Genomic DNA, 26,733 nt, shown 5'->3' on the forward strand with positions numbered 1-26,733 from the left:
CCGCGCCTATTCGCAATACGGTCTAGCGCAAATGGACTACGCGGGCACCGCGTCTACATTCGCGCGGTCCCAGTGCCGGTGCTTGGCGATGGCCGCGATGAAATCGTTCGCCACCTGCATCGCCGCCGTCGTGTCGCCCAGGTTGGTGACCGGCGTGGCCGCCACCACCACGCCCGCCGGCACATCGGCCGGCGGCGTGTCCGCGGCGATACCGAGCGTGGACAGCAGCCGCACGCCCTCGCCCACCGTGCAGATCGCCTTGCAGTGCTTGTAGGCCTCGAGCACGAAGTGCACCGCATCGCCGATGCCCGACATCGCGGCGGCGCTCTCGCTGCCGGCCGGCACGAGCACGGCGTCGAACATCACCGAGGGCGTGTTGGCGAAGGTCATGTCGACGTCGATCTGGCGCTTCGATGCGCTGGCGACAGTGCCCAGCTTCGGGCCCACTGTCTTGCATTGCGCACCGGCCTGCTCGAGCGCATCGCGGATCGGCTTCAGCGAAGCCGAATCGACACCATCGGCCACGAGGACCGCGACCTTGCGCGTGCGGATGGAGCCGTCGCCCGTGTCGGCCATGCGCAGCGCCGGCGACTCGTCGATGGGCAGCGATATGCGGTGGTCGCGAAAGCCCGCGCGCCCCGCCGCCGCCCTGGCATCGGGCTCGCCGATGCCCAGCGGCTCGGCCACGCGGCGTGCCAGCTTCTCGTCCACGTGCGCGAGGTTGTCGACCATGCGCTGGCGGATGGCCGGCACGTCGAGCTTCGACAGCTCGAAGCGGAAGGCCGCGATGATGTGCTCCTTCTCGGCCGCGCTCTGGCTGTTGAAGAACAGGCGCGCCTGCGTGAAGTGGTCGTCGAACGAGGGGCTGCGGCGGCGCACCTTGGGCGACTCGGTCTCTTCCGGAAACGACTGGAAGCCGTGGCTGCCGCCGTCCACGCGGAACTCCGTGCCGCTGCCCAGCGTGTTGGGCTCGTAGGCCACCTGGCCGCGCGCGATGGTCTGCCTGTGCATGCCGTCGCGCTGGAAGTTGTGGAACGGGCACACGCCCTTGTTGATCGGCAGTTCGTGGAAGTTGGCGCCGCCCAGGCGCGAGATCTGCGTGTCGGTGTACGAGAACAGGCGGCCCTGCAGCAGCGGGTCGTTGCTGAAGTCGATGCCGGGCACCACGTGGCCCGGATGGAAGGCCACCTGCTCGGTCTCGGCGAAGAAGTTGTCGGGGTTGCGGTTGAGCACCAGCCTGCCGATCTTCTGCACCGGCACCATTTCTTCTGGAATCAGCTTGGTGGGGTCGAGCAGGTCGAAGCCCAGCGAGTGCTCCTTGTCCTGCGCGATCATCTGCACGCCGAGCTCCCACTCGGGGAAGTCGCCGTTCTCGATGGCTTCCCACAGGTCGCGCCGATGGAAGTCCGGGTCCTTGCCGGCGATCTTCTGCGCCTCGTCCCACGCGAGGCCATGAATGCCGAGCTTGGGCTTCCAGTGGAACTTCACGAAGTGGCTCTCGCCGCGGCTGTTGACGAAGCGGAAGGTGTGCACGCCGAAGCCTTCCATCATGCGCAGGCTGCGCGGAATGGCGCGGTCGCTCATGGCCCACATCAGCATGTGGGTGCTCTCGGGCATCAGCGAGGCGAAGTCCCAGAAGGTGTCGTGCGCACTCGCGGCCTGCGGCATCTCGTGGTGCGGCTCGGGCTTCACGGCGTGGATGAGGTCGGGGAACTTGATCGCGTCCTGGATGAAGAACACCGGGATGTTGTTGCCCACGAGGTCGTAGTTGCCCTCGCGCGTGTAGAACTTGACGGCGAAGCCGCGCACGTCGCGCACCGTGTCGGCCGAGCCGCGCGAGCCGGCCACGGTCGAGAAGCGCACGAACACGGGCGTCTTCACGTCCGGGTCCTGCAGGAAGTCGGCGCAGGTGAACTGCGACATCGACTTGTAGACCTGGAAGTAGCCGTGCGCCGCCGAGCCGCGCGCGTGCACGGCGCGCTCCGGGATGCGCTCGTGGTCGAAGTGCGTGATCTTCTCGCGCAGGATGAAGTCTTCCAGCAGCGTCGGACCGCGCACGCCCGCTTTCAGCGAGTTGTGGTTATCGGGTACCTGCAGACCCTGGTTGGTGGTCAGGGTCGTCGGATGCTCGACGGTGAAGCCTTCGAGCTGCAGCTGCTTGGCGTTGCTGCCGCCGCCCGCCTTGGCGGCGCTGGCGCGGCGGCCTGCGGCAGCCTTGTTCTGCGGCGTCATCGTGGATCTGCTGGAGTCTTTCATGGGGTGGGCGTTCAGCCCGTTTCGTTGTTGTCGAGGAACATGTCGAGCACGTTGACCAGGGCGATCAGGCAAATGCTGCCCGCCGCGGCGGCGACGGTCCACAACAGGATTTCAGCGCCCCAGGTGCCGATGAACGAGTCGAAAAGCGATGAGAACTCCATGGATCACTCCGGGGCTGCAAGCGAAATGCAAGGTTATGTTTCGCGGCGCCCGGACCCCGTAGTGGCCGCCCTTCCACCGCTGTGGGAGAAGGCACGCGGACGAGGTAGGAGCGCACCGACAGCACCTCCTGCCCGCCTACGAAGCTTCGCGCGCCCTGGCCGTGGGATCGGGGAGCGCCGTCGCATAGCATGGGTCCAACACAGGGAAGAAAGAAAGAAGAAAAGAACCATGCTGATCAGAATCGGTTTCGACATCGAACTCGGCGTCACCGCCCCCACGGCCGTGATCTACATGCTCCAGGTGCATCCCTCGCGCGCCCGGGACCTGCAAGGGGAGGAGAACATCACGCTCAGCCCGCCACTGGCCACCGACCATTACCTGGACGGATTCGGCAACCACTGCGCGCGCGTGCACGTCCCCCCGGGAGTGAAGAGCGTGCGCCTGCGCAACCGCGCGGTGGTGTACGACACCGGCTGGCCCGACCCGGTGGACTTCGGCGCCGTCGGGCACATGGCGGCCGACCTGCCGGTGGACACGCTGCCCTTCGTGCTGCCGAGCCGCTATTGCGAGGTCGACAGCGAATTGCTGGAGTTCGCCTGGGCCAACTTCTCGAACGTGGCGCCGGGCTGGTCGCGCGTGCAGGCCATCTGCGACTTCGTGCACCGGCACCTGCGCTTCGACTACGGGAACGCGCGGGCCACGCGCACCGCCACGGAAGGCTTTCGCGAAGGCACGGGCGTATGCCGCGACTTCGCGCACCTCGCGATCACCCTGTGCCGCTGCATGAACATTCCGGCGCGCTACGTGACGGGCTATCTCGGCGACATCGGCATTCCGCCGGTGCCTTCTCCGATGGACTTCAGCGCATGGTTCGAGGTGTACCTGGGCAACCGCTGGCACACCTTCGACGCGCGCCACAACACGCCGCGCATCGGCCGCGTGGTGATCGCGCGCGGGCGCGACGCGGCGGACGTGCCGATCACGATGGTGTTCGGTGCGAACACGCTGGAGCGCTTTGAAGTGACGACCGAGGAAGTGCTTCAGTAGCGTCGGGTTTTGCTCCTTCCCCTCCCGGGGGAAGGCTGGGATGGGGGCAGGCCTTCGATGAGGCGCAGCGTTTTTTTCAAGCCGTCGTGCCCCCACCCCGACCCTCCCCCGGGGAGGGGAGGGAGGAATGCAGGGATGCCTATTTGCTGCTGTAGCCCAGCAGCTTCATCGCCGCGGCAAGCCCCTTTCGGCTGCGCTCCATGGCGGCCCAGGGCTTGTTGCCGGTCTCGAAGCGTTCGGCCGCATTGGCGACAGTCCACTGCGCGGCACTGGTCAAGGCCGGCAATTCGTCCCACGCAAGCGGCACCGACACGCCCAGCCCGGGGCGCGAACGCGCCGACCATGCGCTGACGGTGGTTGCGCCGAAGCCGTTGCGCAGGTAGTCCACGAACACCTTGCCCACGCGGTTGCGCGGGCCGCTCTTCGCCACGAAGCGCGACGGAATGGTTTCGGCCAGGTGCGCCACCACGGCCTGTGAAAAGCCCTTGACGGTGTCCCAGTCGTACTGCCGCCGCAGCGGCACCACCACGTGCAGCCCCTTGCCGCCGCTGGTCTTGAGGAAGCACGGCAGGCCCAGTTCGTCGAGCAGCGTGCGCACCAGCATCGCGGCCTCCTGGATCTGCGGCCATGCGACGCCCTCGCCGGGGTCGAGGTCGAAGGTCATGCGATCGGGCTTGCCGATGGCACGCGAGGTGGCGTTCCAGGTGTGCAGCTCGATGACGTTCATCTGCGCGGCGCCGAGCAGGCCCTGCTTCGTGTCGATCTGCAGCAGCGGCTCGTGGCCCGGATCGAGTGCGGGATCGAGCAGGCGCACGCCGGGGATCTCGCTGTTCTGCAGGTGCTTCTGGAAGAACAGCTCGCCGCCCACGCCCTCGGGCGCGCGCACCAGCGACACCGGCCGGCCGCGCAGGTGCGGCAGCATGAGTTTCGCCACGCTGTCGTAGTAGGCCGCGAGTGCGCCCTTGGTGATGCCGCTGTGCTTGTCGATCACGCGGTCAGCGTGGGTGATCTTCGGGATCATGGGTGTCTTTGCTTCCTGGTTCTTCGGCTTTGGTGCGGCCTCGATCTCCCTGATCCGCTGCGGCCGCTCGCGCCGGATGTCGCGCGCGGGCTTGTCGGCGCGCAGCCCCTGGAACACGGCCTGGCGCACTCGGTTTTCGCGCGTCCATTCGCCGAACGAGATTTCGGCCACGAGCGTGGGCTTGACCCATTGCGCCCTGACGCCGCGCGGCGCAGGCTCGAAGGGGCAGGCGTCGGTGGCCAGCCTGTCGAGGCGGGCCTTGACATCGGCGAGGCGGCCCGCATCGAAGCCCGTGCCCACGTTGCCGCAGTAGCGCAGCCGGCCGGTGGCCTCGTCGTGCACGCCCAGCAGCAAGGCGCCGAAGCCGGTGCGCGAGCCCTTCGGCGCGGTGAAGCCGCCGATCACGAACTCCTGCCGCTGCTGGTTCTTGAGCTTGATCCAGTCGGGTGAGCGGCGCGACACGTACGGCGATCCCTTGCGCTTGCCGACGATGCCCTCGAAACCGATGTGCGCCGACGACGCGAGCAGGTCGCGCGGCGAAGCGTCGAAGGCCTCGCTCAGGCGCAGCGGCGCGGGCGGCTTTCGGCCGAGCAGCTGCGCGAGCCGGGCACGGCGCTCCTCGACCGGCATGTCGCGCAGGTCTTCGCCATCGAGGAAGGGCGCGTCGAACAGCCAGTAGACGATGGATGAGGTCTTGCCGCGATCGAAGGCGTTCTGCAGCGCCTGGAAGTCGGGCGCACCGTTCTCTCCTTCGACGGTGATCTCGCCGTCGAGCCATGCGCCGGCCGTGGGCAGTTTCGCCAGCGCCTTCTCGAGCGCGGGCAGCTTCGCGGTCCAGTCGTGGCCATTGCGGGTGAAACAGCGGACCTTGCCGCGGTCGATGCGCGCCAGCAGGCGGTAGCCATCGAACTTGAGCTCGTAGAGCCAGTCGCCGGGAGATGAAGGCGGCGAAGCCGCGAGCGTGGCGAGCTGGGGCTGGAAAGTGGCCGGCAGCGGGGATTTCGCGGTCCTTTTCTCGGTTCTTCCTGCAAGCTTTCTTGCGGGCGCCTTGCTGGCGACTTTCTTCGGCGGCTGGTCCACCTCGTCCACGCCACGCCCGGTGATCACGCTCGCCGGCTGTTCTTCGACCACGTCGTACTCACCGATCGCCCGCGCCTCGCCGTCGCGTTCCTTGATGAGCAGCCAGGGCTCATGCTTGTCGTCGCCCTTGCCGTGCATGCGCACCAGCGTCCAGTGACCGTGCAGCTTCTCGCCACGCAGTTCGAACTTGAGTTTGCCGGCGGCGAGCGACTTGCGCGCGTCGCCCTCGGGCAGCCAGTCGCCGCGGTCCCAGACGATCACGGTGCCCGCGCCGTACTGCTTCGGCGGGATCGTTCCCTCGAAATCCGCGTACGAGATCGGGTGGTCCTCGACGTGCACGGCCATGCGCTTCACGGACGGATCGAGGCACGGCCCCTTCGGCACGGCCCAGCTCTTGAGCGTGCCGTCGAGTTCGAGCCGGAAGTCGTAGTGCAGATGGCTCGCGTGGTGCTTCTGGATCACGAAGGACAGCACGCCCTTGCCCGGCCGGCCGCCGGCCTCGGGCTCCGGCGTGCGCGAGAAATCGCGCTTGCCGTGGTAACGCGCCAGGGCCTTGCGCGCGGTCGATGCGGTGGAGCCCATCGCGGCCGGCCTCACTCAGGCGGCGCGGCGGTGGCGGGCGGGGGTCTTGCGCGCGGCTTTCGCGGCCGGCTTGCGCTTCTTCGCGGCGGCCTTGGGCGGCGGTTCCGGTTCTGCGTCCTCTTCCTCCTCTTCTTCCTTGGTGGGCTTGCCGCCACCCTTGCGCAGGCTGCGCTGCAGCAGCTCGGTCAGGTCGAGGATCTTGGCGCCGCGGCCTTCGCCGGTGCGCTGCTCTTCCTCGGGCTCGGGCTGCGTGACGGTCTCGGTCTGGCCAGCCTTCACCTTCTTGTCCACCAGCCGCATGATCTCGTCCTTGAACTCGTCCTTGAATTCGTCGGGGTCCCAGTCGGCGCTCATGTCGTCGACCAGCTGCGTGGCCATCTTGAGCTCACGCTCGCTCAGGCCGGCCTTCTTCGCGTCTTCCGAAGGCAGCGGCAGGTCGGTCCACGGCCGGATGTCCGCGCCCCAGCGCAGCAGGTTCAGCACGAGGCCGGGGCCCACGGGCACCAGCACCGCCAGGTGCTGCTTGGTCTGGATCACGACACGGGCCACGCCCACACGCCCGCTGCGCTGAAGGGTTTCGCGCAGCAACGCGTACACCTTCGCGCCGCGGTTGATCGGCGCCACGTAGTAGGGCCGCTCCAGGTACACGAAGGGAATGCCGTTGGCCGGCACGAAGGTCTCGATCTCGATGGTCTGCGTGGTCTTGGGATAGGCGGCCGCGATCTCCTTGTCGCTGAGCACCACGTACTCGCCGTCCTCGTACTCGATGCCCTTGACGATCTGCTCGCGCGCGATCTCCTTGCCGGTCTTCTTGTTGATGCGCTTGTAGCCGACCGGGTCCATGGTGCGCTTGTCGAGCCAGTCGAAGTCGATGCCGTGGTCGGTGGTGGCCGAGTACAGCGCAACCGGGATGTGGACGAGGCCGAAGCTGATGGCGCCCTTCCACAGGACGCGCGGCGCGGGGGCTTTTTTCGAGATGGACATGGACGCACTCCTTCAGGCTGGGAATGTGCGCCGCCCCTGCCCGGGCGGTGTAGGAGCGCGGCCCCAGGCGCCGTCAGGCCGCGCCGGCCACGGGTCCGAGCTGGCGCTCGCTCGGGCGCGCGAAGTAGAACCACTCGGCGCCCGGCAGCGCCACCGCGTTGGGAAACACGATGAAGCCGTCGTCGGGCGCGCTCACCAGCGTGCCGTCGTGGCGCATGCCGATGGGCTCGCCGCGCAGCACTTCGTCGAAGGTGGCCCAGTCGCGCACGAAGCTGTCTTCCTCGTGCAGGCGGTCGGTCACGCTGGCCAGGCGCAGCAGTTTCGGCGGCTGCGCGGGCCCGCCCGACAGCCCTTCGGGCAGCGCCGCCATGCCCAGCAGCGCGAGCGTGCGGCGGATGGCGCGCCATGCCACTTCGGGCGCCTGCGGGTCCAGGTGCTGGCCGCACTCGAGCGTGACGCCGTAGCCACCGCGGCTGCGGATGTATTCGTTGGTGCCGCGGCCGAAGTCGAGCGCGGCCTCGTCGGCCGGCACGCCGCCCGCGCGCTGCGCGAGGCCGGCGGCGTAGATGTCGAGCCAGCCTTCCACCACGATGGGCGTGCCGATGTGCAGCGCGAGCTGGCCTTCCTCGTACGCGCGTGCAAAGGGCTCCAGCGCGCCGGTGTTGTCGCGCGGGCCGATCATCGCGAAGGCCTCGCCCTCGCTCTGGAAGGAATGCAGGTCGAGCAGCACCTCGTGGCGCGCGATCAGCGGGGCCAGCACGTTGGTGATGCGGGCTTCGTAGTCGGCTGGTGCCTCGGTGGGGCGGAACAGCCTGTTGAGGTTGCGCTCGCCCTCGCGCTGCAAGCGGCGCCGGGCCAATGGATTGGCGACGGGCACCATCGTCAGTTCCCCACGCCGCAGCTGCAGCGTGCCGGCATCGAACTCGGCCAGGATGCGCTCGATGCCCAGGGTGCCGGAGATTTCGTCGCCGTGCACGCCACCCATCACGAGCAGCCGGGGACCGGGGTTCAACGAGGCGAAGGCGTGGATGCGCAGGCTGTCGGTGGCCACGCCGGCAAAAGGATCGGAGGACATCGGGGGATTATTGCGGAGGCCCTTCCATGCGTGCAAAGGCGCTACCCATTTCATAGCGCCGAGCGGACACCTACAGGGGCTGCCTCGTATTTCCTACCGCCCCGGCGGCAGCGGCGGCGCAGGCTCGTTCCTCATCGAAGGAGCCACGCATGACCCCCAGCAAGAGCAGCAAGAGCAAGACGACGCCGGCCGATCCCCTGAAGGACGCCGGCGGCGGCAAGACCAAGGTGGAGCAAGGCGGCGAATCGGCGCCGCGCCTGCCGCACGAGCGCGACCAGTCGTCCGACAGCCAGCAGACACAGGACGGCCAGCCACCCAGGGTGGGCCGCCAGGCCCAAGAAGACGTCGAGCGCGGACTGGTCGACACCGACCGCGCGCTGGAGGCGGACAGCGTCGAAGGCGGCGGAAAGGTCAGGCGCTGACGACGCCGGCCAGCTGCCTGCGCATGTCGGCGATGACGGCGCCGTAGTCCTTGGCGTTGAAGATCGCGCTGCCGGCCACGAAGGTGTCGGCGCCGGCCGAGGCCACGCGCGCGATGTTGTCGGCCTTGATGCCGCCGTCCACCTCGAGGCGGATGTCGCGCCCGCTCTGCTCGATGCGCTTGCGCGCGAGTTCGATCTTGCGCAGCGCCGAGTCGATGAAGCTCTGGCCGCCGAAGCCGGGGTTCACGCTCATGATCAGGATCAGGTCGATGTCGTCGATGGCCCAGTCGAGCGCCTCGAGCCCCAGCCCCGGGTTGAACACCAGCCCGGCCTTGCAGCCGGCCGCCTTGATGGCCTGGATGCTGCGGTGCGTGTGGGGCGAGGCGTCGGGGTGGAAGCTGATGTAGTCGGCGCCCGCTTGCGCGAAAGAGGCCGCCAGTGCGTCAACCGGCTGGATCATCAGGTGCACGTCGATGGGCACCGGTGCGCCGGCAGCGGTCTTGGCGTAGGGCTTGAGCGCCTGGCAGACCATCGGGCCGAAGGTCAGGTTCGGCACGTAGTGGTTGTCCATCACGTCGAAGTGGATCCAGTCGGCGCCGGCCGCGATCACGTCGGTGAGTTCTTTGCCGAGGTGCGCGAAATCGGCGGACAGGATGGAGGGCGCGATGCGGAACGGGGTGCTCATAACCCTTGATTCTCGCAGCCGCCGCAAGTCCGACCAACGGCCTCCGTTACCATGCGCCCATGCCGCACAGCCCCTTCAGCGTACAGGTCGAACCGCGCTTCCTGGCCGACCAGTCGTCCGCCAAGGACAACATCTACACCTTTTCCTATACGGTCACCGTCACCAACACGGGCTCGGTGGCCGCCCAGCTGATCGCCCGCCACTGGCTGATCAACGATGCCTCTGGCCATGCGCAGGAGGTCAAGGGCCTGGGCGTGATCGGGCAGCAGCCGCTGCTTGCGCCCGGCGAATCCTTCCGCTACACGAGCGGCTGCCGCCTGCAGGCGCCGAGCGGCACGATGCACGGCAGCTACTTCGTGGTGACCGAGGAAGGCGAGCGTTTCGACGTGCCCATTCCGATGTTCGTGCTCGAAGCCGACATCGGCGGCGCCCCCGTATCGCGCGTGCTGCACTAGGTAACCTCTTGCGCCGCGGCGTTCTCCGGCGATCAAATCGCCGGATGGACAGAAAACGCCTTTGTCCTGCACCCCATGGACTCGACCATGCGTTACAACCCCGCATCGGCGCCTTCCTCGGCGCCGCAGGGCTTTTTCCTTCTTCTGGATGAATTTGACTAGCTTCCTCAACGATCTGCTGGGCTTCTGGTCCGAATGGGTGCGCCCCTCGGCGGGCCTGCCAACCGTTCTATGGTCGCTGCTGCTGGCGGTGGCGGCGGCTTCCGGCCACCTCGTGCAACGCTACCTGGGGCTGCCCAAGGTGATCGGCTACTCGCTGGTCGGCGCGGTGGTGGGCTTCGCCGGCTTCGAAGGCGCGATCTGGCCGCTGCGCGGCATCAGCCTCTTCCTGCTCGAACTCGGCGTGGCCGTGGTGCTGTTCGAGGCCGGCGGGCGGCTGCCGCTGCGCTGGTTCCGCCACAACCCGATGGTGCTGGTGCAGAGCCTGCTCGAAGCCACGCTGACCTACTTCGGCGTGTACTGGGTGCTGACGCTGCTGGGCCTGCCAGAGCCGGTGGCCAACCCGATCGCGCTGATGGCCATCGTCGCCTCGCCCGCGGTGCTCAGCCGCGTGATCATCGACACCCGCGCCGCCGGCCCCGTGACCGAGCGCGCGATGACGCTGGCCACGCTCAACACCTTCTATGCGCTGGCGCTGGGCTACGCGCAGGCCGGGCTGATCGAGCGCGCGCCGCAGACGATGCTGCAGAAGCTCTATCCGGTGGCGGTGGTGCTGGGCCTCTCGTTCGTGGTCGGCGGGGTCATGGCGCTGGCGCTGCGCTCGGCGCTGCGGGTGATGAGCCCATCGAGCGAGAACACGTCGATCCTGCTGCTGGCGATCATCGCGGCGGGCGCCGCGCTCACCGCGCACATCGGCGGCTCGGCGCCGCTGGCGGCCCTGATCGGCGGCGTGCTGCTGAAGACGCTCAACCCCAAGCCGTGGGCCTGGCAGCGGCAGCTGGGCACGGCCGCCTCGCTGCTCACCATGCTGATGTTCGTGCTGGTGTCGATCGTGGCGGCCCAGGCCGACTGGACGTTGCCGGTGGCCAGCGTGGTGGTGGCCGTGATCGGCGTGCGCCTGCTGGCCAAGATCTCGGGCGTGGCCATTGCCAACCCGGGCAGCGGCGCGAGCTGGAAGCAGGCCTTCTGGGTCGGCTGCGCGATGTCGCCGCTGTCGTCGATCGCGCTGCTCATCGCCTCCAACTTCGCCACCGCCTCGCCCCTGCTGGGCACGATGATCACGCAGGTGGCCCTGCCCTCGATCCTGTTGATGGAGGTGGTGGGCGCGGTGCTCGCCACGGTGGCCATCCACGCGGTGGGCGAGAGTTCGGTGCCCTGGGCGCCCCAGGCCTTCAGCATCACGGAGGACACCCAGCGATGAGCGCCGCAGCCAGCAACACCCCTGTCGACCCGGACAGCGACGACGTCCGTTCGGCGCCGCTGCCATCGGACCCCGAAAGCCGCGCGGTCAAGCTCGAACCCTTCAACAAGTCGGAGGCGCTGTCGCTCGGCGTGGAGCTGGAACTGCAGCTCGTGAACACGCACGACTACGACCTTGCCCCCTACGCCGAAGACATGCTGCGGCTGATGGCGCAGACCCCGCTGCCCGGCAGCGTGGTGCCCGAGATGACCTCGAGCATGATCGAGATCTCGACCGACATCTGCCACTCGGCGCAGGACGTGATCACGCAGCTCTCGCCGATCCGCGAGGCGCTCATCAAGAACGCCGACAAGCTCAACATCGCGGTGGTCGGCGGCGGCACGCATGCGTTCCAGCAGTGGCACGAGCGGCGCATCTACGACAAGCCGCGCTTTCGCGAGCTGTCGGAGCTGTACGGCTACCTGAGCAAGCAGTTCACCATCTTCGGCCAGCACGTGCACATCGGCTGCCCCGACGCCGACGCGGCACTCTTGATGCTGCACCGCATGTCGCGCTACATCCCGCACTTCATCGCGCTGTCGGCGTCTTCGCCGTTCGTGCAGGGGCAGGACACGCAGTTCGACTCGGCGCGGCTGAACTCGGTGTTCGCGTTCCCGCTGTCGGGCCGCGCGCCTTTCACCACCAGCTGGAAGGAGTTCGAGGCCTACTTCGAGCGCATGACCCGCACCGGCGTCGTGCGCAGCATGAAGGACTTCTACTGGGACATCCGCCCCAAGCCCGAGTTCGGCACCATCGAGATCCGCGTGTTCGACACGCCGCTCACGGTGGAGCGCGCCGCCGCGCTCGCGGGCTACGTGCAGTCGCTGGCCGCATGGTTCCTGCAGGAGCAGCCCTTCGCTCCGACCGAGGACGACTACCTCGTCTACACCTACAACCGCTTCCAGGCCTGCCGCTTCGGCCTCGACGCGGTGTACGTCGACCCGGCCACCGGCCAGCACATGCCGCTGCGCGACCACATCCTGATGACGATGACGCAGCTCGAATGGCACAGCGAGGCGCTCAACGCCACGCAGGCGCTGGGCGAGCTGCGCACCAGCGTGGAGGCCAACCGCAACGATGCGCGGTGGCTGCGCGAGAAGCAGGGCAAGGAGCGGCTGCTGGCGGAGGTGGTGCGGCAGGCGGCGCTGCGGTTCAGGGGCGCGGCGGCCTGAGCGCGGGCCCGCTGCACCTGGAGCGGCGGCCGCGCGGCCTTCAGCGCGGGATGTAGCCCTTGTCGAGGATGCGGCCGTCGACCGCGTCGATCACGAAGCGCGCGCGCGCACCGAACGCCATCGCGTTGCTGTTGATCTCCCAACGCCCCGCGCCCTTGCCGAACCAGGGCTTGCGCAGCCGCGCCTGCACCGGCTCGACGAAGGCCCAGCCAGCCGCAGTGGCGGCGGCGCGCGCCAGAGCGACGGCCTCTTTCTCGTCGATCATCGCGACCCCGGCGGCGGCAGCGGTGGCAGCGCAGCGTTCGGCGGGATCGGCCCGTCGCTCACGCTGACCCAGAAGCTGGTGCCGCCCAGGATGATGGTGCCGATCGCCATGCCTTCGACCTGCATCTGCGAGACGGTGACATAGCCGAACTGGACCGGAAAGCGATAGGCCCCGAGCGCCTGCGCCAGCCCGTGCACGCGCAACTGGCCGTAGCCCTCGGCCATCGCCTCTTCGAGGTAGCGCAGCAGCGCCGACTTGGAATAGGCATTCCATCGCAGCTGCGCGCGCAATTGCCGCAGCGGACCGGTGCGCGGCGCGAAGTAGCGGTGCACGAGTTCATGGAACAGCGTGATGCGCTGCTCTGTCAGGCTCTGGTTGCGCGCGACGGTGACGGCGCCGTACATGTCGGTGCCGCCGAGCGCGCCGCCCGCCATCGAGCGCGGGCGGCTCAGCTGCAGGCGGGGGCCTCCGGCCGGCGGCGGCAGGCCGACATCGGGCAGCGGCTCGATCCTGGGCATGCCGCGGGCCACCACCGGCTTGACCGCGCCGCGCAGCAGCAGGGCCTGGATCGTGGAGATGCCGAGCAGCATCACCGCCTTGGCGAAGTGCTTCGCGGCCTCGTCGAGATCGGCGTCGGAGCCGGCGTCGACCGACTTCTGCGCGAAGTCGTAAAGCTCGCTGGCGCCCGAAAACACCGCCGTGCCGAGCGCGGCGAACCCCACCACGAGCAGGATCACGTCGACCACTTCGCCGACACCGAAGAAGTGCGAGCCGGCCCACACAACCAGCGTGGCGGCCACGATGGCCAGCGCGGCCGGCTCCAGCATGGCCTCGACGGTCTGGCGCGCCTCGCCGGGCAGCAGGGGCAGGGCCCTGCGCATCGCCTCGCCGACGCGCTCGGTCGTGGACATGGTGGCGGGTGACACGGAAACGGTTTCAGCCATGGTCGAGAACTTTCTATTTCAAGAAGATTTCGGCAGTGAAAGGCGGGCGCCACGGCGAATCTACCCGAACGCCGCCGCCGTGCCTGCAGGCCGGCGCCACGGCCACCGCTTATGCTCGCTGCATGGGTGAATTCGACCTGATCACACGCTACTTCAAGCGCCCCGCCACGCGCTCCCCGCTCGGCGTGGGCGACGACTGCGCATTGCTCGCGCCGGCACCGGGCATGCAGCTCGCGGTGTCCAGCGACATGCTGGTCGAGGGCCGGCACTTTCTCTCGACCGTCGATCCGGCGCGGCTGGGCCACAAGGCGCTGGCGGTGAACCTCAGCGACCTTGCGGCCTGCGGCGCGAAGCCGCTGGCCTTCACGCTCGCGCTGGCACTGCCGGGTGTCGACGAGCCCTGGCTCGAAGGCTTCTCGCGCGGCCTGTTCTCGCTGGCCGACGCGCACGGCTGCGAGCTGGTGGGCGGCGACACCACGCGCGGGCCGCTCAACATCTGCATCACGGTGTTCGGCGAGGTGCCGGCCGGCGCGGCGCTGCTGCGTTCGGGCGCGCGTGCGAGCGACGACATCTGGGTGAGCGGCACGCTGGGCGACGCGCGGCTGGCGCTCGAAGCCTTTCGCGGCACGGTCGCGCTGCCGGCCGAAGCCTTCGAGTCGGCCCGCGCGCGCATGGAGCAGCCCACGCCGCGCGTGGCGCTCGGGCTGGCGCTGCGCGGCATCGCCTCGTCGGCGGTGGACGTGAGCGACGGGTTGATCGGCGACCTGGGCCACATCCTCGCTTCGAGCGGTGTGGGTGCCACGCTCGATGCCGATGCGGCGACGGCCTTGATCGCTGCCGAAGTCCCCAGCCTGAGCACCGAGATCCTGCGCACCTGCGCGCTCTCGGGCGGCGACGACTACGAACTGGTCTTCACCGCTGCGCCGTCGGCGCGCGCCGCCGTCGAGCAAGCCGGAGAAGACAGCGCCACCTGCGTCACGCGCATCGGCCGCATCGAGGCCGATGCCGGCCTGCGCATCGTCGATGCAGCCGGCGCGCCGGTGTCACAGCGCTTCGGCTCCTTCGACCACTTTGTCTGAAGGCCTGAGCCGCACGCGGCTCAGGAGCCTTGCACCATCGCCTGCATTTTTCGCTGTGCCGCATTGATCGCAGCCGATTGCCCGTTCAGCTGCTGAAGCATCTTGTTGAGCTCGGCCTGCACGGCCGGGTCGGTCACGGTGACCGTGGTGCCCGAAACCTGGATCTTCGACTTGTTCTTCTCGAGGAAGTCGCCGATGGCCAGCGCGCTGTCGAACACCGTGTCGAGCGCGGGGAACACTTCCTTGAAGGTGCCGGCCGGCGTGGTCACGGTCTTGTCGAAGGCCTTGTCGTAGACCGGCTTCAGGTCGTCGGGCTGCTTGAGCTGCGCGTGCGCGGCATCGGCCTTGGCGGTCTGCTGGTCGAGCGCGCTGCGCAGGCCGTTGAGGCCGTCCTTCGCGGCCTTGAGGTCGTCGCGGCGCGAGGTCAGGTCGGCGATGGAACGCAGCGCGCCCTTGGCCATGATCTGCGTCATGGGCTGGCTCACCGACTTGTTCATGCCTTCGTTGAAATCGGTGATCACCGCGTAGTGCTTCGCGTAGTCGCCGAAGGAGGCTTTCTCTTCTTCCGTGGGCATCGGCACGCGCAGGCCGGGCTTGTCGAGCACGCGGGTCTGCAGGAAGGCCGTGAAGGCCTTGCGCTGCTCGGCTTCCTTGTTGCCGCAGGCGACCAGTGCAAGGCCGAAGGCCATGAGGAGCGACAGGGCCCCGAGACGTCGAATGAAAGTTCTCATGGGCAGAGGCCCTCCCGCGTGTTGTGGTGGCAAAAATTATAGGGAGCGCTTCGCGACGGCGCGGTATGCGAGCCACACCGCGGCGGCCGGCGCAAGCGCGAAACCCGCGAACAGCCAGAGGGCCGCCGATTGCGCGCCTTCGACACCGCCCGGCACGGCCAGCCCCGCCGCATTCGCCACCAGTCCGGCCACGGCCGCGCCCACGGCCATGCCGTAGAGCTGCACGGTGGTGATCGAAGCGGAGGCCAGGCCTTCGTCATCTTTGCGCGCCAGCGACATCACACGCGTGATCAGGTGCGGCCAGCCGATGCCCACGCCGAGCCCCACGGCCGCCAGCGCGACGGCGATCAGCAGGGTCTCGAAACCGGCACCGAAGAATTCCTGCGACGGCAGCAGCCACGCGAGTGCCAACAGCCCCAGCGTGCAGATCACCGGGCCGGCGCGCAGCATGCGGTCGGCTCCCGCGCCACTGCGGCCCGAGGACAGCAGCGAACCCGCGCTCCAGCCGCCCGCCATCGCGGCCGCGAGGTAACCCGCCATGAGCGGCGAATGGCCGTGCAGCAGTTGCAGGAAGTACGGCACGAAGATCTCGGTTTCCGTGCCGATCAGCAGCAGCGCCACGCTCGCGTAGATGGCGCCCAGCGGCGCGCTCATCGCATACGCGCCGCGCGGCAGCACGCGCACGGCGGCGCGGCTGTCGATGCAGGCGGCCGCGAAGCCGATGGCCAGGCCCAGTGCCAGGCCGGCGGCCTGCCGGAGCAGGTCGGCCCACAAACCACTGGCTGCGATCACCAGCACCGAAGCCGCGAGCAGGCCGATCTGCAGCATCGGCACACGCGGCGGCGTGGCGGGCCGCGCGTACTTCACGCCCATCCCGGGCCGCAATTGCACGAGCACCAGCAATGCCTGCGCCGCCGCCACCGGCAGCAGGAACCAGAAGGCCCAGCGCCAATGCCCGGCCTGCGCGAACAGCCCGCCCACGGCCGGCCCGCACAGCGTGGCGACGCCCCACATGCCCGACACCAGCGCCACCGCGCGCGGCCACAGCCGCTGCTCGAACACCAGCTGGATCAGCCCGTAGCTCAGCGCCGCGAGCAACCCGCCGCCCAACCCCTGCACCGCGCGCCCCGCGAGCATCCACGGCATGGCCGGCGCGAGCGCGCAGCCTGCCGAACCGGCGCCGAACACCGCCAGCGCCGCCAGGCACGCTCCGCGCGGGCCCAGCACCGCGAGCAGCCGCACCGACAGGGTTGCGCCGAGGATCGAGCCGACCACGAAGAGCGTCGTGCTCCAGGCATACCAGTCGAGCCCGCCGATCTCGCGCACCACCGACGGCAGCACCGTGGTCACGATGTGCACGTTGACGGCGTGCAGCGCGACGCCGCCGGTCAGCGCGAGCGCGCGCCAGCCGTTGCGGCCACTGAACAGCTCGCTCCATGCGGCGATGGGAGGTGGGGAGCGCAGCGCGGAGGAGGAGGAGGAGGACATGGCAAGCAACGAAGTCGGAAAGAAGCCCGGATGCTAGGTGCGCACGGCCAATTAAACAAGCTATTGCTTTGATAAATAAAAACTGCGCCGAACCGGTGCCGGCCCGGATGCGCGACACTCCTGCCCCGATGCAAGCCGCTTCTTCTTCCTCCACGACCACCACCTCCGGCGCCATGCCCCAACCCTCGATGCGCCGCGCCACGCTGCGCTTTCTGCTCTCGCATCCCGCGCACTTCATCGCGCTGGGCTTCGGCTCCGGCCTGCCGCGCATCGCGCCGGGCACCGTGGGCACTCTGTGGGCCTGGGCGGCGTTCTCGGTGATGCAGCTGTGGTTCACGCCGGCCACCATCGGCTGGATCATCGCGGCCTCGCTGCCCATCGGCTGGTGGGCCTGCACCGTGACTGCGCGCGACATGAACGTGGCCGACCCCGGCGCCGTGGTGTGGGACGAGGTGATCGCCTTCTGGATCGTGCTCTGGCTGGTGACGCCGGCCGGCCTCCTCGCGCAGGCCGTCGCCTTCGCGCTGTTCCGTTATTTCGATGCCGCCAAGCCCGGCCCGGTGGCCTGGGCCGATGCGCTGTTCAAGCAGCGCGACGCGGCGCAGGTGCGCTGGTGGCACGCGGGCTTCGGCATCATCCTCGACGACCTGGTGGCGGCGTTCTGCACGCTGCTGGTCATTGCACTCTGGCGCGCATGGTGAACCCGATGGACTCTTCCTCTTCTTCTTCGACGTTGCCGACGCTCGCGGACCACGACACGCCCGCGCTGGTCGTGGCGCTGGCCGGCCTGCTGCAGAAAAAAGGCTGGATGCTGGCCACCGCCGAAAGCTGCACGGGCGGGCTGATCGGCGCGGCCTGCACCGAGCTGGCCGGTTCCAGCGCGTGGTTCGAGCGCGGCTTCATCACCTATTCGAACGAGGCCAAGACCGAGCTGCTGGGCGTGGACGCGGCGGTGATCGCGGCGCACGGCGCGGTCAGCGAGCCGGTGGCGCGCGCGATGGCCGCGGGCGCGATCGCGCATTCGCCGCCGTCGCGCGTGGCGCTGGCCGTGACCGGTGTGGCAGGGCCGACCGGCGGCACGCCCGACAAGCCGGTGGGCACGGTGTGGTTCGGCTGGTCGGTCGATGGCGACGTGCGCACCGAGCGCCGCCGCTTCGACGGCGACCGCGCCACGGTGCGCGCGGCCACGGTGCGGTACGCACTGCAGACGCTGGTCGAGTTGCTCGGCCGCTGACCCGATTTTTCACAAACCCGAGAGGACTCATGACAGCAGCCACCAACGCCCAGACCATCGAGCGCTTCTACAGCGCCTTCGCGAAGCTCGACGGCGCCGCCATGAAGGCCTGCTACGCAAGCGATGCGGTGTTCGACGACGAGGCCTTCTCGCTGCGCGGGCAGCGCGAGGTGGGCGGCATGTGGCGCATGCTGACCTCGGCCACGAAGGCCAAGGGCGCCGACGTGTGGCGCCTGAGCTGGCGCGACGTGAAGGCCGACGACACCAGCGGCAGCGCCCACTGGGATGCGCACTACCGCTTCGGCGCCACCGGCCGCCTCGTCGACAACAGCATCGACGCGCACTTCACCTTCACGCCCGAGGGGCTGATCGCGACGCACCGCGACAGCTTCCCGTTCTGGACCTGGTCGCGCCAGGCGCTCGGCACGCCGGGCCTGCTGCTGGGCTGGACGCCCATGCTGCGCAACAAGGTGCGTGCCACCGCCGCGGCCAATCTCGCAACTTTTCTTGCACGCCAGCCATGAGCCACAACACCGCCATCGCCTTTTCCAACAACGAAGCGCAGCACCGCTACGAGGCCGTGCTCGACGGCAAGCTCGCCGCCTACGCCGAATACAACCTGCTGACCGACGCGATCATGTTCACGCACACCGAGGTGCTGCCGGAGCACGAAGGCAAGGGCGTGGGCTCGGGCATCGCGAGGCACGTGCTCGACGAGGCGCGCGAGAAGGGGCTGCATGTGATCCCGGTGTGCCAGTTCATCGCGGGCTACATCCGCAAGCACCGCGAGTACGCTGACCTCGTGCGGCCGGACATCCAGCGCGCCTTCAAGATCTGAACGGGGCTCGCTCCCGGGCTGCACTGTTTGTGTTCCGGGAGTTCTTGTTCAGCGCGCGTGCGCAGGGCACCGGGTGCTCTGAACGATCGCGCCCCGAAGAGGACGCCCCGTCAAAAGCCCCAGGTCATTCACCGTGGCATTTCTTGTACTTCTTGCCGCTGCCGCAAGGACACGGATCGTTGCGCCCGGGCGTGGCTTCCTTGCGGATGGTCTCGGCTTTCGGGCCCAGGCTCTTCCAGAGCTGGCGCAGGTCGTACACGGCCCAGATGGCGGCGCCGAAATCGTCGAGCCGCTGCTGGCTCACGCTGGGCGGGGCGTCGTCGCTGTACATCGACAACGTGGGCTTGGCGGTGTCGTCCTCGGTCAGGGCGACGATGTTGTCGAGCGCGTCGTCGAGCATGCGCGCGGCGTCCTTGTCGCGCGGCGTGGCCCAGTCTTCGGGCCAGTTCTCGACCGCGTACATGAAGCCCAGCGCCCAGACCTGCGCGAAGGACGGAATGGCTTCTCCGGCGACTTCGGCGCGTTCTTCCTCGGACAGCGAGGCAATGGCGCCGCGGGTGTCGAGCACCTCGGGCTGCCAGCTGCGTTCGTCGTCGAGGGTTTCGACCGGGGCGTCGAGGCCCTCCTCGATCTCGATCCAGCGGCGCTTCCAGTTCCAGACGAACTCCATGTGCTGCGCCGAGGAGAAGCTGTCGCCCAGCAGCACGGGCCAGTATTCGGAGGGCATGATGGGCCGGCGGGTGCAGATCAGCGCGGCCATGAAGCCTTCGCAGAACTCCCACTGGGGGATTTCCTCGTCGTGCTCGCGCATGGCGTCGAGCGCCTGGTCGAGAGCGTCGAAATCGTCAGGGCCGAGGGGTGTACGGGCTGCGGAGGGGGCCTCGGAAGGCGAAATGGAGTCGGGAATGGTCGTCATGGCAAGTTCGGGGCAGCCCTCTATGATGCAGCAGGCTCCGGTCGAGACTACTTCTATGCCCACGATTATTCCGTTTCCGGCGCGCTACAGCGCCTTCGCCCTGTGCGTGGCCGGTCTGGCGGCCTGCCTGGCGTTCGTGCTGGTGTCGCCGCACCTGTGGCTGGCCTGGACCGGTGTGGCCGTGTTCGCGGTGCTCACGGGTACCGGCGTGCACGACCTGCGGCAGGCGCGCCACGCGATCCTGCGCAACTACCCGGTCATCGGCCACCTGCGCTTTCTGCTGGAATTCATCCGCCCCGAGATGCGGCAGTACTTCATCGAGAGCGACTCCGAAGCCGCGCCGTTCTCGCGCGCCCAGCGCTCGCTGGTGTACCAGCGCGCCAAGGGCGACCCGGACAACCGGCCCTTCGGCACCCAGCTGAACGTGACCATCGCGGGCTATGAGTGGATCAACCATTCGATGCAGCCCACGAAGCTCGCGAACCACGACTTCCGCATCGTGATCGGCGGCACGCCGCAGCCGGTCGGCGCCAATCCGGAGCAGCTCTGTACACAGCCCTATAGCGCCAGTGTGTTCAACATCTCCGCCATGAGCTTCGGCGCGCTGTCGGCCAATGCGATCCTCGCGCTCAACAAGGGCGCGCAGATGGGCGGCTTTGCGCACGACACCGGCGAGGGCTCGATCTCGCAGCACCACCGCGTGCATGGCGGCGACCTGATCTGGGAAATCGGCTCGGGCTACTTCGGCTGCCGCAACGACGACGGCAGCTTCAACGAGGAACGCTTCACCGCCAACGCGCGCGACCCGCAGGTGAAGATGATCGAGATCAAGCTGAGCCAGGGCGCCAAGCCCGGGCACGGCGGCGTGCTGCCCGCCCCCAAGGTCACACCCGAGATTGCGGCGGCGCGGGGCGTGCCGGTGGGCGTGGATTGCATCTCGCCTTCTTCGCACAGCGCGTTCTCCACGCCGACCGAGATGATGCATTTCATCGCCCGGCTGCGCGAGCTGTCGGGCGGCAAGCCGACCGGCTTCAAGTTCTGCCTGGGCCACCCTTGGGAATGGTTCGGCATCGTCAAGGCGATGCAGGCCACCGGCATCACGCCCGACTTCATCGTGGTCGACGGCGCAGAGGGCGGCACCGGGGCGGCACCGGTCGAATTCAGCGACCACGTGGGCGCGCCGCTGCAGGAAGGCCTGCTGCTGGTGCACAACACGCTGATCGGCGTGAACCTGCGCCACCGCATCAAGATCGGCTGCGCCGCCAAGGTGATCACCGCCTTCGACGTGGCCCGCATGATGGCGCTGGGCGCCGACTGGTGCAACGCGGCGCGCGGCTTCATGATGGCGCTGGGCTGCATCCAGGCACAGAGCTGCCACACAGGCCATTGCCCCACGGGCGTGACCACGCAGGACCCGTTGCGCCAGCAGGCGCTGGTGGTGCCGACCAAGGCCGACCGGGTGCGCAACTTCCACCGCAGCACGCTGCATGCGCTGCAGGAGCTGGTGCAGGCTGCGGGCCTCGACCATCCACAACAGATCACCGCGCACCACATCGTGCGCCGCATCTCCGACACCGAGGTGCGCCTGTTGAGCAACCTGGTGATGCAGGTGCAGCCGGGCGCCCTGCTCGGCCCGCTCGACGAGCAGCACAATGTTTTCCGAACCTACTGGCCGCTGGCCAGCGCAGAGAGCTTCCAACCCGTGACGCAGGCCCCGCACGGGCTGGTGGCGGGCTTCGCACTGGCCGCATGAATCCTTTGAGACGAGGCGCCAATGGGCGCCTGCAATCGCGCAAGGGCGCAGCTTCGGCGCCCGCTCCCCTCGACGCGCTCCTGCCGAACCCGCCGGCACCCGGCGACTACGCGGAGTTCCTGCGCACCACCCTGCCGCGGCAGGAGAAGAACGTGGCGAGCCACCGCTTCGGCAGCGAACGCGTGTGGCTCAAGAAGGCCGGGCCCCGGCACGGCAAATGGGGCTATCGCGTGATGGCGGCGGTCGCGCGCATGGCGGGGCTGGACATCATCAAGCCGGTGCCCAACCCGGGCGGCGAGGCGGCCATCGCGACCGAGGCTCGGCGGCTCAAGCAGCTCGCGGCCGCGGGCCTGCGCGTGCCGGTGGTGCTGGCGCAGCAGCCGGATGGCCTGCTGATCTCGGACCTGGGCGAAAGCGGCCGCGCGACGGTCGTGCTGCAGGAGCGGCTCGACCAGGCCGCCGCCGCCGGCCCCGCCGCGCTGCTGGCCGTGTGGCGCGAAGGCCTTGCCGCGATTGCCGCCGTGCACATGTGCGGCCAGCACCTGAGCCAGGCCTTCGACCGCAACCTCGTGCAGTGCCCCGACGGCGTGATCGGCTACATCGACTTCGAGGACGACCCGGCCGAGGTCATGACGCTGGCCGAATGCCAGGCGCGCGACTGGCTGAGCTACCTGCACTCCACGGCCATGATGCTGGAAGCCGCCGCGCCGCAGGCCGCGGGGCAGCACTGGCATGCGGCGCTGGCCGGCGTGAACGAAGAGGTGCGCGAGCGCATCGCGAATGCAGCCCGGCGCATGAAGTGGGCGCAGAAGCTGCCGGCGAGCCGGCGATGGGGAAGGGATACGCAGCGGGTGCGGGCGGTGGCGCGGTTGCTGGGGCAGTGGCACCTGGCGCCGCCCGCGCTCCCGAACTAAGGTGCGAACGCCGCCTGCACCGCCACACCGCGCAGTGCCAGCCGCTTCTTCATCGACAGCACCGCCCGGTCCTTGCTCAGCAGCAGTGCGCCGTGCGCCACGGCCAGGTCGATGAACACCTGGTCGTCGGGGTCGCTGCACACGCAGGGCGCGCGCGGCGGAGTGCCTTCGACCATCCGCACCCGCGCATCGAAATCGGCCAGCACCGCCGGCGCTTCCAGCCCGCGCTGCGCCATGCGCCGGGCGATCAGCGGGTAGCCCAGCACGCGTTCGAGCTCGGTGCGCATGGCGGCCGAGGCCAGCCAGTGCAGTTCGCCTGCGGCAAGCCGCACGGTCAGCGGTCCCCAGGCGGGATCTTCGAAGACCAGCAGGTCGAGCGCGATGTTGGTGTCGATGACGACGGGGCCGGATTCTGTCAGGGTCATGGAATGTGCGGGGGAATATCGCCGATGTTGCACCATGCAGGGCCGGAGTCAGGCCCTTGTCGGCCCGCCCGGCGAAAATGGGCCGTTGCCTGCCCACCCCCGCCCTTCCTTCATGAAACGTCTCCCGCTGCTCTGTCTCGTCGTGCTCGCGTCCACAGGAGTGCGGGCCGAGTGGCTGACCCTGTCGGGCACGCCCGGCGATGCCGCCAGCAGCTACGTGCAGGTGGAGCCGACCAGCGTCGAGGTGGAAGGATCGAACCGGCTCGTGAGCCTGCGCATGAGCCTGCCGGAGGACCGCACGGAACGCGAGGGCATCCGGTTCCGCTCTTTCCAGGCCCGTGCCAAGGTCGATTGCGAGACCCGCAGCGCGCGCTACGTGAGCACCACCTACTTCGGCCATCCGGACTTCGTCGGCGAGCCCGTCGCGGTGAGGCATTTCGAAGAGGACGACATCCATCCCCTGACGCTGGCCGGCGCGCGCGATATCGTCATGCGCACAGTCAACGCGGCCTGCGCCGTCCGGCCCAAGGAAGCCGCCAGGGAGCAGCCGCGGCCCGAAGGCTCGCTACTTCCGCGCTGAGCCCGCGACCATATCGAAGCGGAACAGCCGGCACTCGATCGGCCCGTTCCACATCGGCACGCGGCGCGACTCCTTCAGCCGCATCTGCCTGGGCAGCTTCAGGTCGGGCGTCAGCACCCAGGCGGTCCAGCCGGCGTAGTTCTTCTTCCAGTGGGTGGCGAGTTGCGGGAAGAACTCGCCGCCGTCGCCCCCCTCGCCCTGCGCGGTCTGCGCCGATTCGCGCGCGCCGGAACGGCCCGTGCCGGCCACGCCGCCCACTTCGATGCGCTCGCCGTACGGCGGGTTGAGCACGATCACGCCGCCTTCGGCCGGGGGCATGCGCTGCAAGGCATCGCCGCCGCGGAACTCGACCGCTTGCGCCACACCGGCGCGCTCGGCATTGCGTTCGGCGAAGTCGACCATGCGGTGCGACACGTCGGAGCCGAAGATCGCCACGCTGCCTTCGCGCACGGTGGTCTCGGCTTCCTGCCGGATCGCGTTCCAGACATGCGCCTGGAACGGCAGCAGTTTCTCGAACCCGAAGCGCCGCAGCGACCCGGCCGCGATGCCGCGCGCGATCTGCGCCGCCTCGATGGCGATGGTGCCGCTGCCGCAGCAGGGGTCGTACAGCGGCTGCGTGGACACTTCGCCGGTCTCGGGGTTCCACCAGCCGCTGGCGGCCAGCATGGCGGCGGCCAGGGTTTCCTTCAGCGGGGCGTCGCCCTTGTCCTGGCGCCAGCCGCGCTTGAACAGCGGCTCGCCCGAGGTGTCGATGTACAGCGTGCAGGTGTCGGTGGTCAGGTGCGCGAACACGCGGCAGTCGGGCCACTGGGTCTCGATGCTCGGGCGCACGCCGTTCGCCTTGGCGCGGAAGCGGTCGGCAATGGCGTCCTTGATGCGCAGGGTGGCGAAGTTCAGGCTCTGCAGCGGGCTGTGCTGGGCAGTGGTCTCGATCTTGAAGGTCTGCTTCGGCGTGAACCAGATCTCCCAGGCCACGCCGTTGGCGATGGCGTAGAGGTCGTTCTCGTTGCGGTAGGGCGCGTGGGCCAGCTCGACCAGCACGCGCTGCGCGAGCCGGCTGTGCAGGTTGAGCTTCAGGGCGTCGCGCCAGTCGGCGCGCACCCGCACGCCGCCGCGCAGCGTGAGCAGGTCTTGCCCGGCGCGGCCGGTCAGGGCGTGCACCTCCTGGGCGAGGAATTCCTCGACGCCGGCGGCGCAAGGCAGGAAAAGAGAGAGATCGTTCACAAAAAATTGGCCATCGGGAAGCCCGACTAGGGGACTCCATTGTCGCCGCGTCACGCACCTTCTCTATATAGTCGATTTGCCGATGACTCCCACCCCCGCATCCCCGGCCGCCGCCGGCAGCAGCGACCGCTTCGCGATCCAGTGCGAGGTGCTGCGGCTGTCCATCCGGCCCATCGGCCCGGTGCTGCTGGTGCAATACCTGCTGAACTGCGGCGTGGCGGCGCTCTTCGCCTGGCAATACTCGGTGCCGCGCGCGCTGGCGTGGATCGCACTGGTCACCGGGGTGACGGTGATGCGCGGCTTCCTCCCGCAGCGCCTGCCCGAGCCCTTCACGCCCGAAACCCTGCGCGAGGAACAGCGCACGCACACGCTGCGCACGGCCATCTGGGAACTGGCGCACGGGCTGGCCGGCGTGCTGCTGTTCGACCCTGCGCGCGCCGACCTGCAGCTGCTGCTGGGCCTGATCCTGATGGGCATGACGCTGTCGTCGGCCTTCTCGGTGTCGTTCTATACGCCGGCCACCCAGTTGGCGATCACGCTGCTGCTGGCGCCAATCATCGTCACAGGCCTCTGGCTGGGTGCGCCGGTGATGATGGCCGTGGCGGTCATCGGCATCGGGCTGATCGCGATGATGTGGAAGCTGGTGGCCGAGCGCTCGCGCCAGCTCGAGGAGAACATCGGCCTGCGGCTCAACGAGCGCACGCTGCGCGAACAGGCGCTGGCCGGCCTGCGCGCCTCCGAGCAGGCGCAGGCCGAGCGGCTGCGCTTCTTCTCTGCCGCCAACCACGACCTGCGCCAGCCGGTGATGGCCATCGGCCTGCAGGCCGAAGTGCTGCGCCAGCAGCTGAACAGCGGCGCGGACATGGAGGCGGTTCAGTACACCGTGGGCTCGCTGGCGCGCGCGCAGCAGGCGCTCGAAGGGCTGACCAACCAGCTGCTCGAAATCGGCCGCATCGAGGCCGCGGTCGATCCGCTGCGTCCGGCGGCAGTGGCTCTGGCGCCCCTGCTGCTGGGGCTGGCGCGGCAGGCAGGCGACGGCCGGGTGCTGGTGCGCTGCCCGCACGACGCCATCGCCTGGAGCGACACCTTGTCGGTGCGCCGCGTGCTCGCCAACCTGGTCGACAACGCCGTCAAGTTCACGCCGCGCGGGCGCGTGCTGCTGGCGGTGCGGGCGCGCCGGCGCGGGACCGGCCGTGCCTGGCGCGTCGAGGTGCGCGACAGCGGCATCGGCATCGCGGCCGACGCGCAGCAGCGCGTGTTCGACGACTTCGAGCAGATCGGCAACGTCGAGCGCAACCTGCAGCGCGGCCACGGGCTGGGCTTGGCGATCGTGCGGCGGCTGGCGGCGCAGCTCGGCATTGCGGTGTCGCTTCGCTCGGCGCCGGGGCGGGGGTCGGTGTTCAGCTTCGAGCTGCCTGCCGCGCCCGACGGCGCGATGGTGGCGGCGCGCCCTGCTTCCGCGCCGCAGGACGACGGCGCCGATGCAACGCACACGCTGCGCCCCGGGCTCGCAGTGCTGGTGGTGGAAGACAACACGGTGGTGGCCGACAGTCTCAGTGCCCTGCTGCGGCAATGGGACGTGGAGCCGCGCGTCTATGCCAGCGCCGCCGAGGCGCTGGCGCTGGCCGACCTGCGCGCGCTCGACGCGGCGCTGTGCGACATCCGCCTGCCGGGTGCGCTCGACGGCATCGCGCTGGCCGACAAGCTGCAGCGGCAGAAGCCGTCGCTGGCGATCGCGCTGATTTCGGCCGACATCAACGAAGCCACCCAGCGGCTCGCCGCCGAGCGTGGCTGGCATGCGCTGCGCAAGCCGGTGCAGCCGGACGAACTGCGCGGGGTGCTGCTGAGGGCGCAACAGCCGTCGCAGGGCTGAGGCCGGCAGGGCGGCGGGCTGGCACGGGCCGTGCGGTGATGTCATCGCTTCCGATATATGCTCCGCGCA

27 protein-coding genes are annotated in these 26,733 nt (G+C 69.1%); 14 read left to right on the forward strand and 13 right to left on the reverse strand.

Translation table 11 applies throughout. The annotated features are described in order from the left end of the window. Window positions 1-36 precede the first annotated feature (36 nt). Together AC1DFC_RS21365 and AC1DFC_RS21370 are read right to left on the reverse strand one after the other, a co-directional pair. Window positions 37-2,232 carry a catalase gene (locus tag AC1DFC_RS21365; protein WP_413336189.1) on the reverse strand — a complete coding sequence of 732 codons (2,196 nt, stop codon included), beginning with the start codon at window positions 2,230-2,232 and terminating at the stop codon, window positions 37-39. A gap of 35 nt (window positions 2,233-2,267) precedes the next feature. Then, window positions 2,268-2,417 (reverse strand): hypothetical protein, encoded by a 150-nt coding sequence (locus AC1DFC_RS21370; protein ID WP_007829937.1) that lies wholly within the window; start codon window positions 2,415-2,417, stop codon window positions 2,268-2,270. A 229-nt stretch (window positions 2,418-2,646) separates the two neighbouring features. Here AC1DFC_RS21370 and AC1DFC_RS21375 point away from each other — a divergent pair, with 229 nt between their 5' ends. After that, complete coding sequence (locus AC1DFC_RS21375) at window positions 2,647-3,465, forward strand: transglutaminase-like domain-containing protein (protein ID WP_007829931.1); 819 nt, start codon at window positions 2,647-2,649, stop codon at window positions 3,463-3,465. A gap of 139 nt (window positions 3,466-3,604) precedes the next feature. On the opposite strand, the gene ligD is transcribed toward AC1DFC_RS21375, so the two are convergent. From ligD to AC1DFC_RS21390, 3 genes are all read right to left on the reverse strand, one after another. Next, window positions 3,605-6,148, reverse strand: coding sequence for a DNA ligase D (gene ligD / locus AC1DFC_RS21380; RefSeq protein WP_413336186.1), 2,544 nt, complete (start codon window positions 6,146-6,148; stop codon window positions 3,605-3,607). 15 nt (window positions 6,149-6,163) lie between these two features. Next, window positions 6,164-7,132 (reverse strand): non-homologous end joining protein Ku, encoded by a 969-nt coding sequence (ku, locus tag AC1DFC_RS21385; RefSeq protein ID WP_007829928.1) that lies wholly within the window; start codon window positions 7,130-7,132, stop codon window positions 6,164-6,166. A gap of 73 nt (window positions 7,133-7,205) precedes the next feature. Next, entirely contained in the window at window positions 7,206-8,207 is a 1,002-nt protein-coding gene (locus AC1DFC_RS21390; RefSeq protein ID WP_478179951.1) for a succinylglutamate desuccinylase/aspartoacylase family protein, read from the reverse strand. A 149-nt stretch (window positions 8,208-8,356) separates the two neighbouring features. Here AC1DFC_RS21390 and AC1DFC_RS21395 point away from each other — a divergent pair, with 149 nt between their 5' ends. Beyond that, window positions 8,357-8,629 carry a hypothetical protein gene (locus AC1DFC_RS21395; protein WP_007829926.1) on the forward strand — a complete coding sequence of 91 codons (273 nt, stop codon included), beginning with the start codon at window positions 8,357-8,359 and terminating at the stop codon, window positions 8,627-8,629. On the opposite strand, the gene rpe is transcribed toward AC1DFC_RS21395, so the two are convergent. After that, entirely contained in the window at window positions 8,619-9,314 is a 696-nt protein-coding gene (gene rpe, locus AC1DFC_RS21400) for a ribulose-phosphate 3-epimerase (protein ID WP_007829925.1), read from the reverse strand. The genes AC1DFC_RS21395 and rpe overlap by 11 nt on opposite strands. A 59-nt stretch (window positions 9,315-9,373) precedes the next feature. Here rpe and apaG point away from each other — a divergent pair, with 59 nt between their 5' ends. From apaG to AC1DFC_RS21415, 3 genes are all read left to right on the forward strand, one after another. Beyond that, window positions 9,374-9,769 carry a Co2+/Mg2+ efflux protein ApaG gene (gene apaG, locus AC1DFC_RS21405; RefSeq protein WP_007829924.1) on the forward strand — a complete coding sequence of 132 codons (396 nt, stop codon included), beginning with the start codon at window positions 9,374-9,376 and terminating at the stop codon, window positions 9,767-9,769. A 148-nt stretch (window positions 9,770-9,917) separates the two neighbouring features. After that, complete coding sequence (locus tag AC1DFC_RS21410; RefSeq protein WP_007829922.1) at window positions 9,918-11,189, forward strand: cation:proton antiporter; 1,272 nt, start codon at window positions 9,918-9,920, stop codon at window positions 11,187-11,189. Beyond that, window positions 11,186-12,400 (forward strand): YbdK family carboxylate-amine ligase, encoded by a 1,215-nt coding sequence (locus AC1DFC_RS21415; RefSeq protein ID WP_478179952.1) that lies wholly within the window; start codon window positions 11,186-11,188, stop codon window positions 12,398-12,400. Before AC1DFC_RS21410 ends, AC1DFC_RS21415 begins: the two co-directional genes overlap by 4 nt. Before the next feature lie 40 nt (window positions 12,401-12,440). Here AC1DFC_RS21415 and AC1DFC_RS21420 read toward each other — a convergent pair whose 3' ends face one another. After that, window positions 12,441-12,665: a hypothetical protein gene (locus tag AC1DFC_RS21420; protein WP_007829918.1), complete on the reverse strand. Its 225-nt coding sequence runs from the start codon at window positions 12,663-12,665 to the stop codon at window positions 12,441-12,443. Then, window positions 12,662-13,609 carry a hypothetical protein gene (locus AC1DFC_RS21425; protein ID WP_478179953.1) on the reverse strand — a complete coding sequence of 316 codons (948 nt, stop codon included), beginning with the start codon at window positions 13,607-13,609 and terminating at the stop codon, window positions 12,662-12,664. Before AC1DFC_RS21425 ends, AC1DFC_RS21420 begins: the two co-directional genes overlap by 4 nt. A gap of 122 nt (window positions 13,610-13,731) precedes the next feature. On the opposite strand from AC1DFC_RS21425, the gene thiL reads away from it, so the two are divergent. Beyond that, entirely contained in the window at window positions 13,732-14,688 is a 957-nt protein-coding gene (gene thiL, locus AC1DFC_RS21430) for a thiamine-phosphate kinase (protein WP_478179954.1), read from the forward strand. Window positions 14,689-14,708: 20 nt separating this feature from the next. On the opposite strand, the gene AC1DFC_RS21435 is transcribed toward thiL, so the two are convergent. Beyond that, window positions 14,709-15,419: a DUF3053 domain-containing protein gene (locus AC1DFC_RS21435; protein ID WP_413336211.1), complete on the reverse strand. Its 711-nt coding sequence runs from the start codon at window positions 15,417-15,419 to the stop codon at window positions 14,709-14,711. A gap of 36 nt (window positions 15,420-15,455) precedes the next feature. Further along, window positions 15,456-16,907 carry an MFS transporter gene (locus AC1DFC_RS21440; protein WP_478179955.1) on the reverse strand — a complete coding sequence of 484 codons (1,452 nt, stop codon included), beginning with the start codon at window positions 16,905-16,907 and terminating at the stop codon, window positions 15,456-15,458. A gap of 173 nt (window positions 16,908-17,080) precedes the next feature. Here AC1DFC_RS21440 and AC1DFC_RS21445 point away from each other — a divergent pair, with 173 nt between their 5' ends. From AC1DFC_RS21445 to AC1DFC_RS21460, 4 genes are read left to right on the forward strand one after another with little or no spacing between them, the layout of a single operon-like run. Beyond that, on the forward strand, window positions 17,081-17,608 hold the full coding sequence (locus tag AC1DFC_RS21445) for a phosphatidylglycerophosphatase A family protein (protein WP_007829904.1): 528 nt from the start codon (window positions 17,081-17,083) through the stop codon (window positions 17,606-17,608). 5 nt (window positions 17,609-17,613) lie between these two features. Further along, window positions 17,614-18,141 carry a CinA family protein gene (locus tag AC1DFC_RS21450; RefSeq protein WP_237726046.1) on the forward strand — a complete coding sequence of 176 codons (528 nt, stop codon included), beginning with the start codon at window positions 17,614-17,616 and terminating at the stop codon, window positions 18,139-18,141. Between the two features lie 29 nt (window positions 18,142-18,170). Beyond that, on the forward strand, window positions 18,171-18,665 hold the full coding sequence (locus AC1DFC_RS21455) for a nuclear transport factor 2 family protein (RefSeq protein ID WP_007829901.1): 495 nt from the start codon (window positions 18,171-18,173) through the stop codon (window positions 18,663-18,665). Further along, a complete protein-coding gene (locus AC1DFC_RS21460) occupies window positions 18,662-18,979 on the forward strand; it encodes a GNAT family N-acetyltransferase (RefSeq protein ID WP_413315295.1) in 318 nt (105 codons plus the stop codon). The genes AC1DFC_RS21455 and AC1DFC_RS21460 overlap by 4 nt, the downstream gene beginning before the upstream one ends. A 124-nt stretch (window positions 18,980-19,103) precedes the next feature. Here the strand turns inward: AC1DFC_RS21460 and AC1DFC_RS21465 are convergent, their stop codons facing one another. After that, entirely contained in the window at window positions 19,104-19,895 is a 792-nt protein-coding gene (locus AC1DFC_RS21465; RefSeq protein WP_478179956.1) for a UPF0149 family protein, read from the reverse strand. Between the two features lie 55 nt (window positions 19,896-19,950). Here AC1DFC_RS21465 and AC1DFC_RS21470 point away from each other — a divergent pair, with 55 nt between their 5' ends. Beyond that, entirely contained in the window at window positions 19,951-21,648 is a 1,698-nt protein-coding gene (locus AC1DFC_RS21470) for an FMN-binding glutamate synthase family protein (RefSeq protein ID WP_007829896.1), read from the forward strand. Continuing rightward, window positions 21,645-22,562 (forward strand): BUD32 family EKC/KEOPS complex subunit, encoded by a 918-nt coding sequence (locus tag AC1DFC_RS21475; RefSeq protein ID WP_007829891.1) that lies wholly within the window; start codon window positions 21,645-21,647, stop codon window positions 22,560-22,562. Before AC1DFC_RS21470 ends, AC1DFC_RS21475 begins: the two co-directional genes overlap by 4 nt. Here the strand turns inward: AC1DFC_RS21475 and AC1DFC_RS21480 are convergent. Beyond that, window positions 22,559-22,987, reverse strand: a complete 429-nt coding sequence (locus AC1DFC_RS21480) for a PIN domain-containing protein (RefSeq protein WP_007829889.1) — start codon at window positions 22,985-22,987, stop codon at window positions 22,559-22,561. The genes AC1DFC_RS21475 and AC1DFC_RS21480 overlap by 4 nt on opposite strands. A 112-nt stretch (window positions 22,988-23,099) precedes the next feature. On the opposite strand from AC1DFC_RS21480, the gene AC1DFC_RS21485 reads away from it, so the two are divergent. Beyond that, window positions 23,100-23,567: a surface-adhesin E family protein gene (locus AC1DFC_RS21485; RefSeq protein WP_478179957.1), complete on the forward strand. Its 468-nt coding sequence runs from the start codon at window positions 23,100-23,102 to the stop codon at window positions 23,565-23,567. On the opposite strand, the gene AC1DFC_RS21490 is transcribed toward AC1DFC_RS21485, so the two are convergent. After that, complete coding sequence (locus AC1DFC_RS21490) at window positions 23,553-24,791, reverse strand: THUMP domain-containing class I SAM-dependent RNA methyltransferase (RefSeq protein WP_413336204.1); 1,239 nt, start codon at window positions 24,789-24,791, stop codon at window positions 23,553-23,555. The genes AC1DFC_RS21485 and AC1DFC_RS21490 overlap by 15 nt on opposite strands. Window positions 24,792-24,873: 82 nt before the next feature. On the opposite strand from AC1DFC_RS21490, the gene AC1DFC_RS21495 reads away from it, so the two are divergent. Further along, the gene (locus AC1DFC_RS21495; RefSeq protein ID WP_478179958.1) at window positions 24,874-26,664 is read left to right on the forward strand and encodes a sensor histidine kinase; all 1,791 of its coding nucleotides are present in this window, start codon (window positions 24,874-24,876) and stop codon (window positions 26,662-26,664) included. Window positions 26,665-26,733 lie beyond the last annotated feature (69 nt).

The sequence above is a fragment of the Variovorax sp. 10L421 genome, from assembly GCF_056395365.1.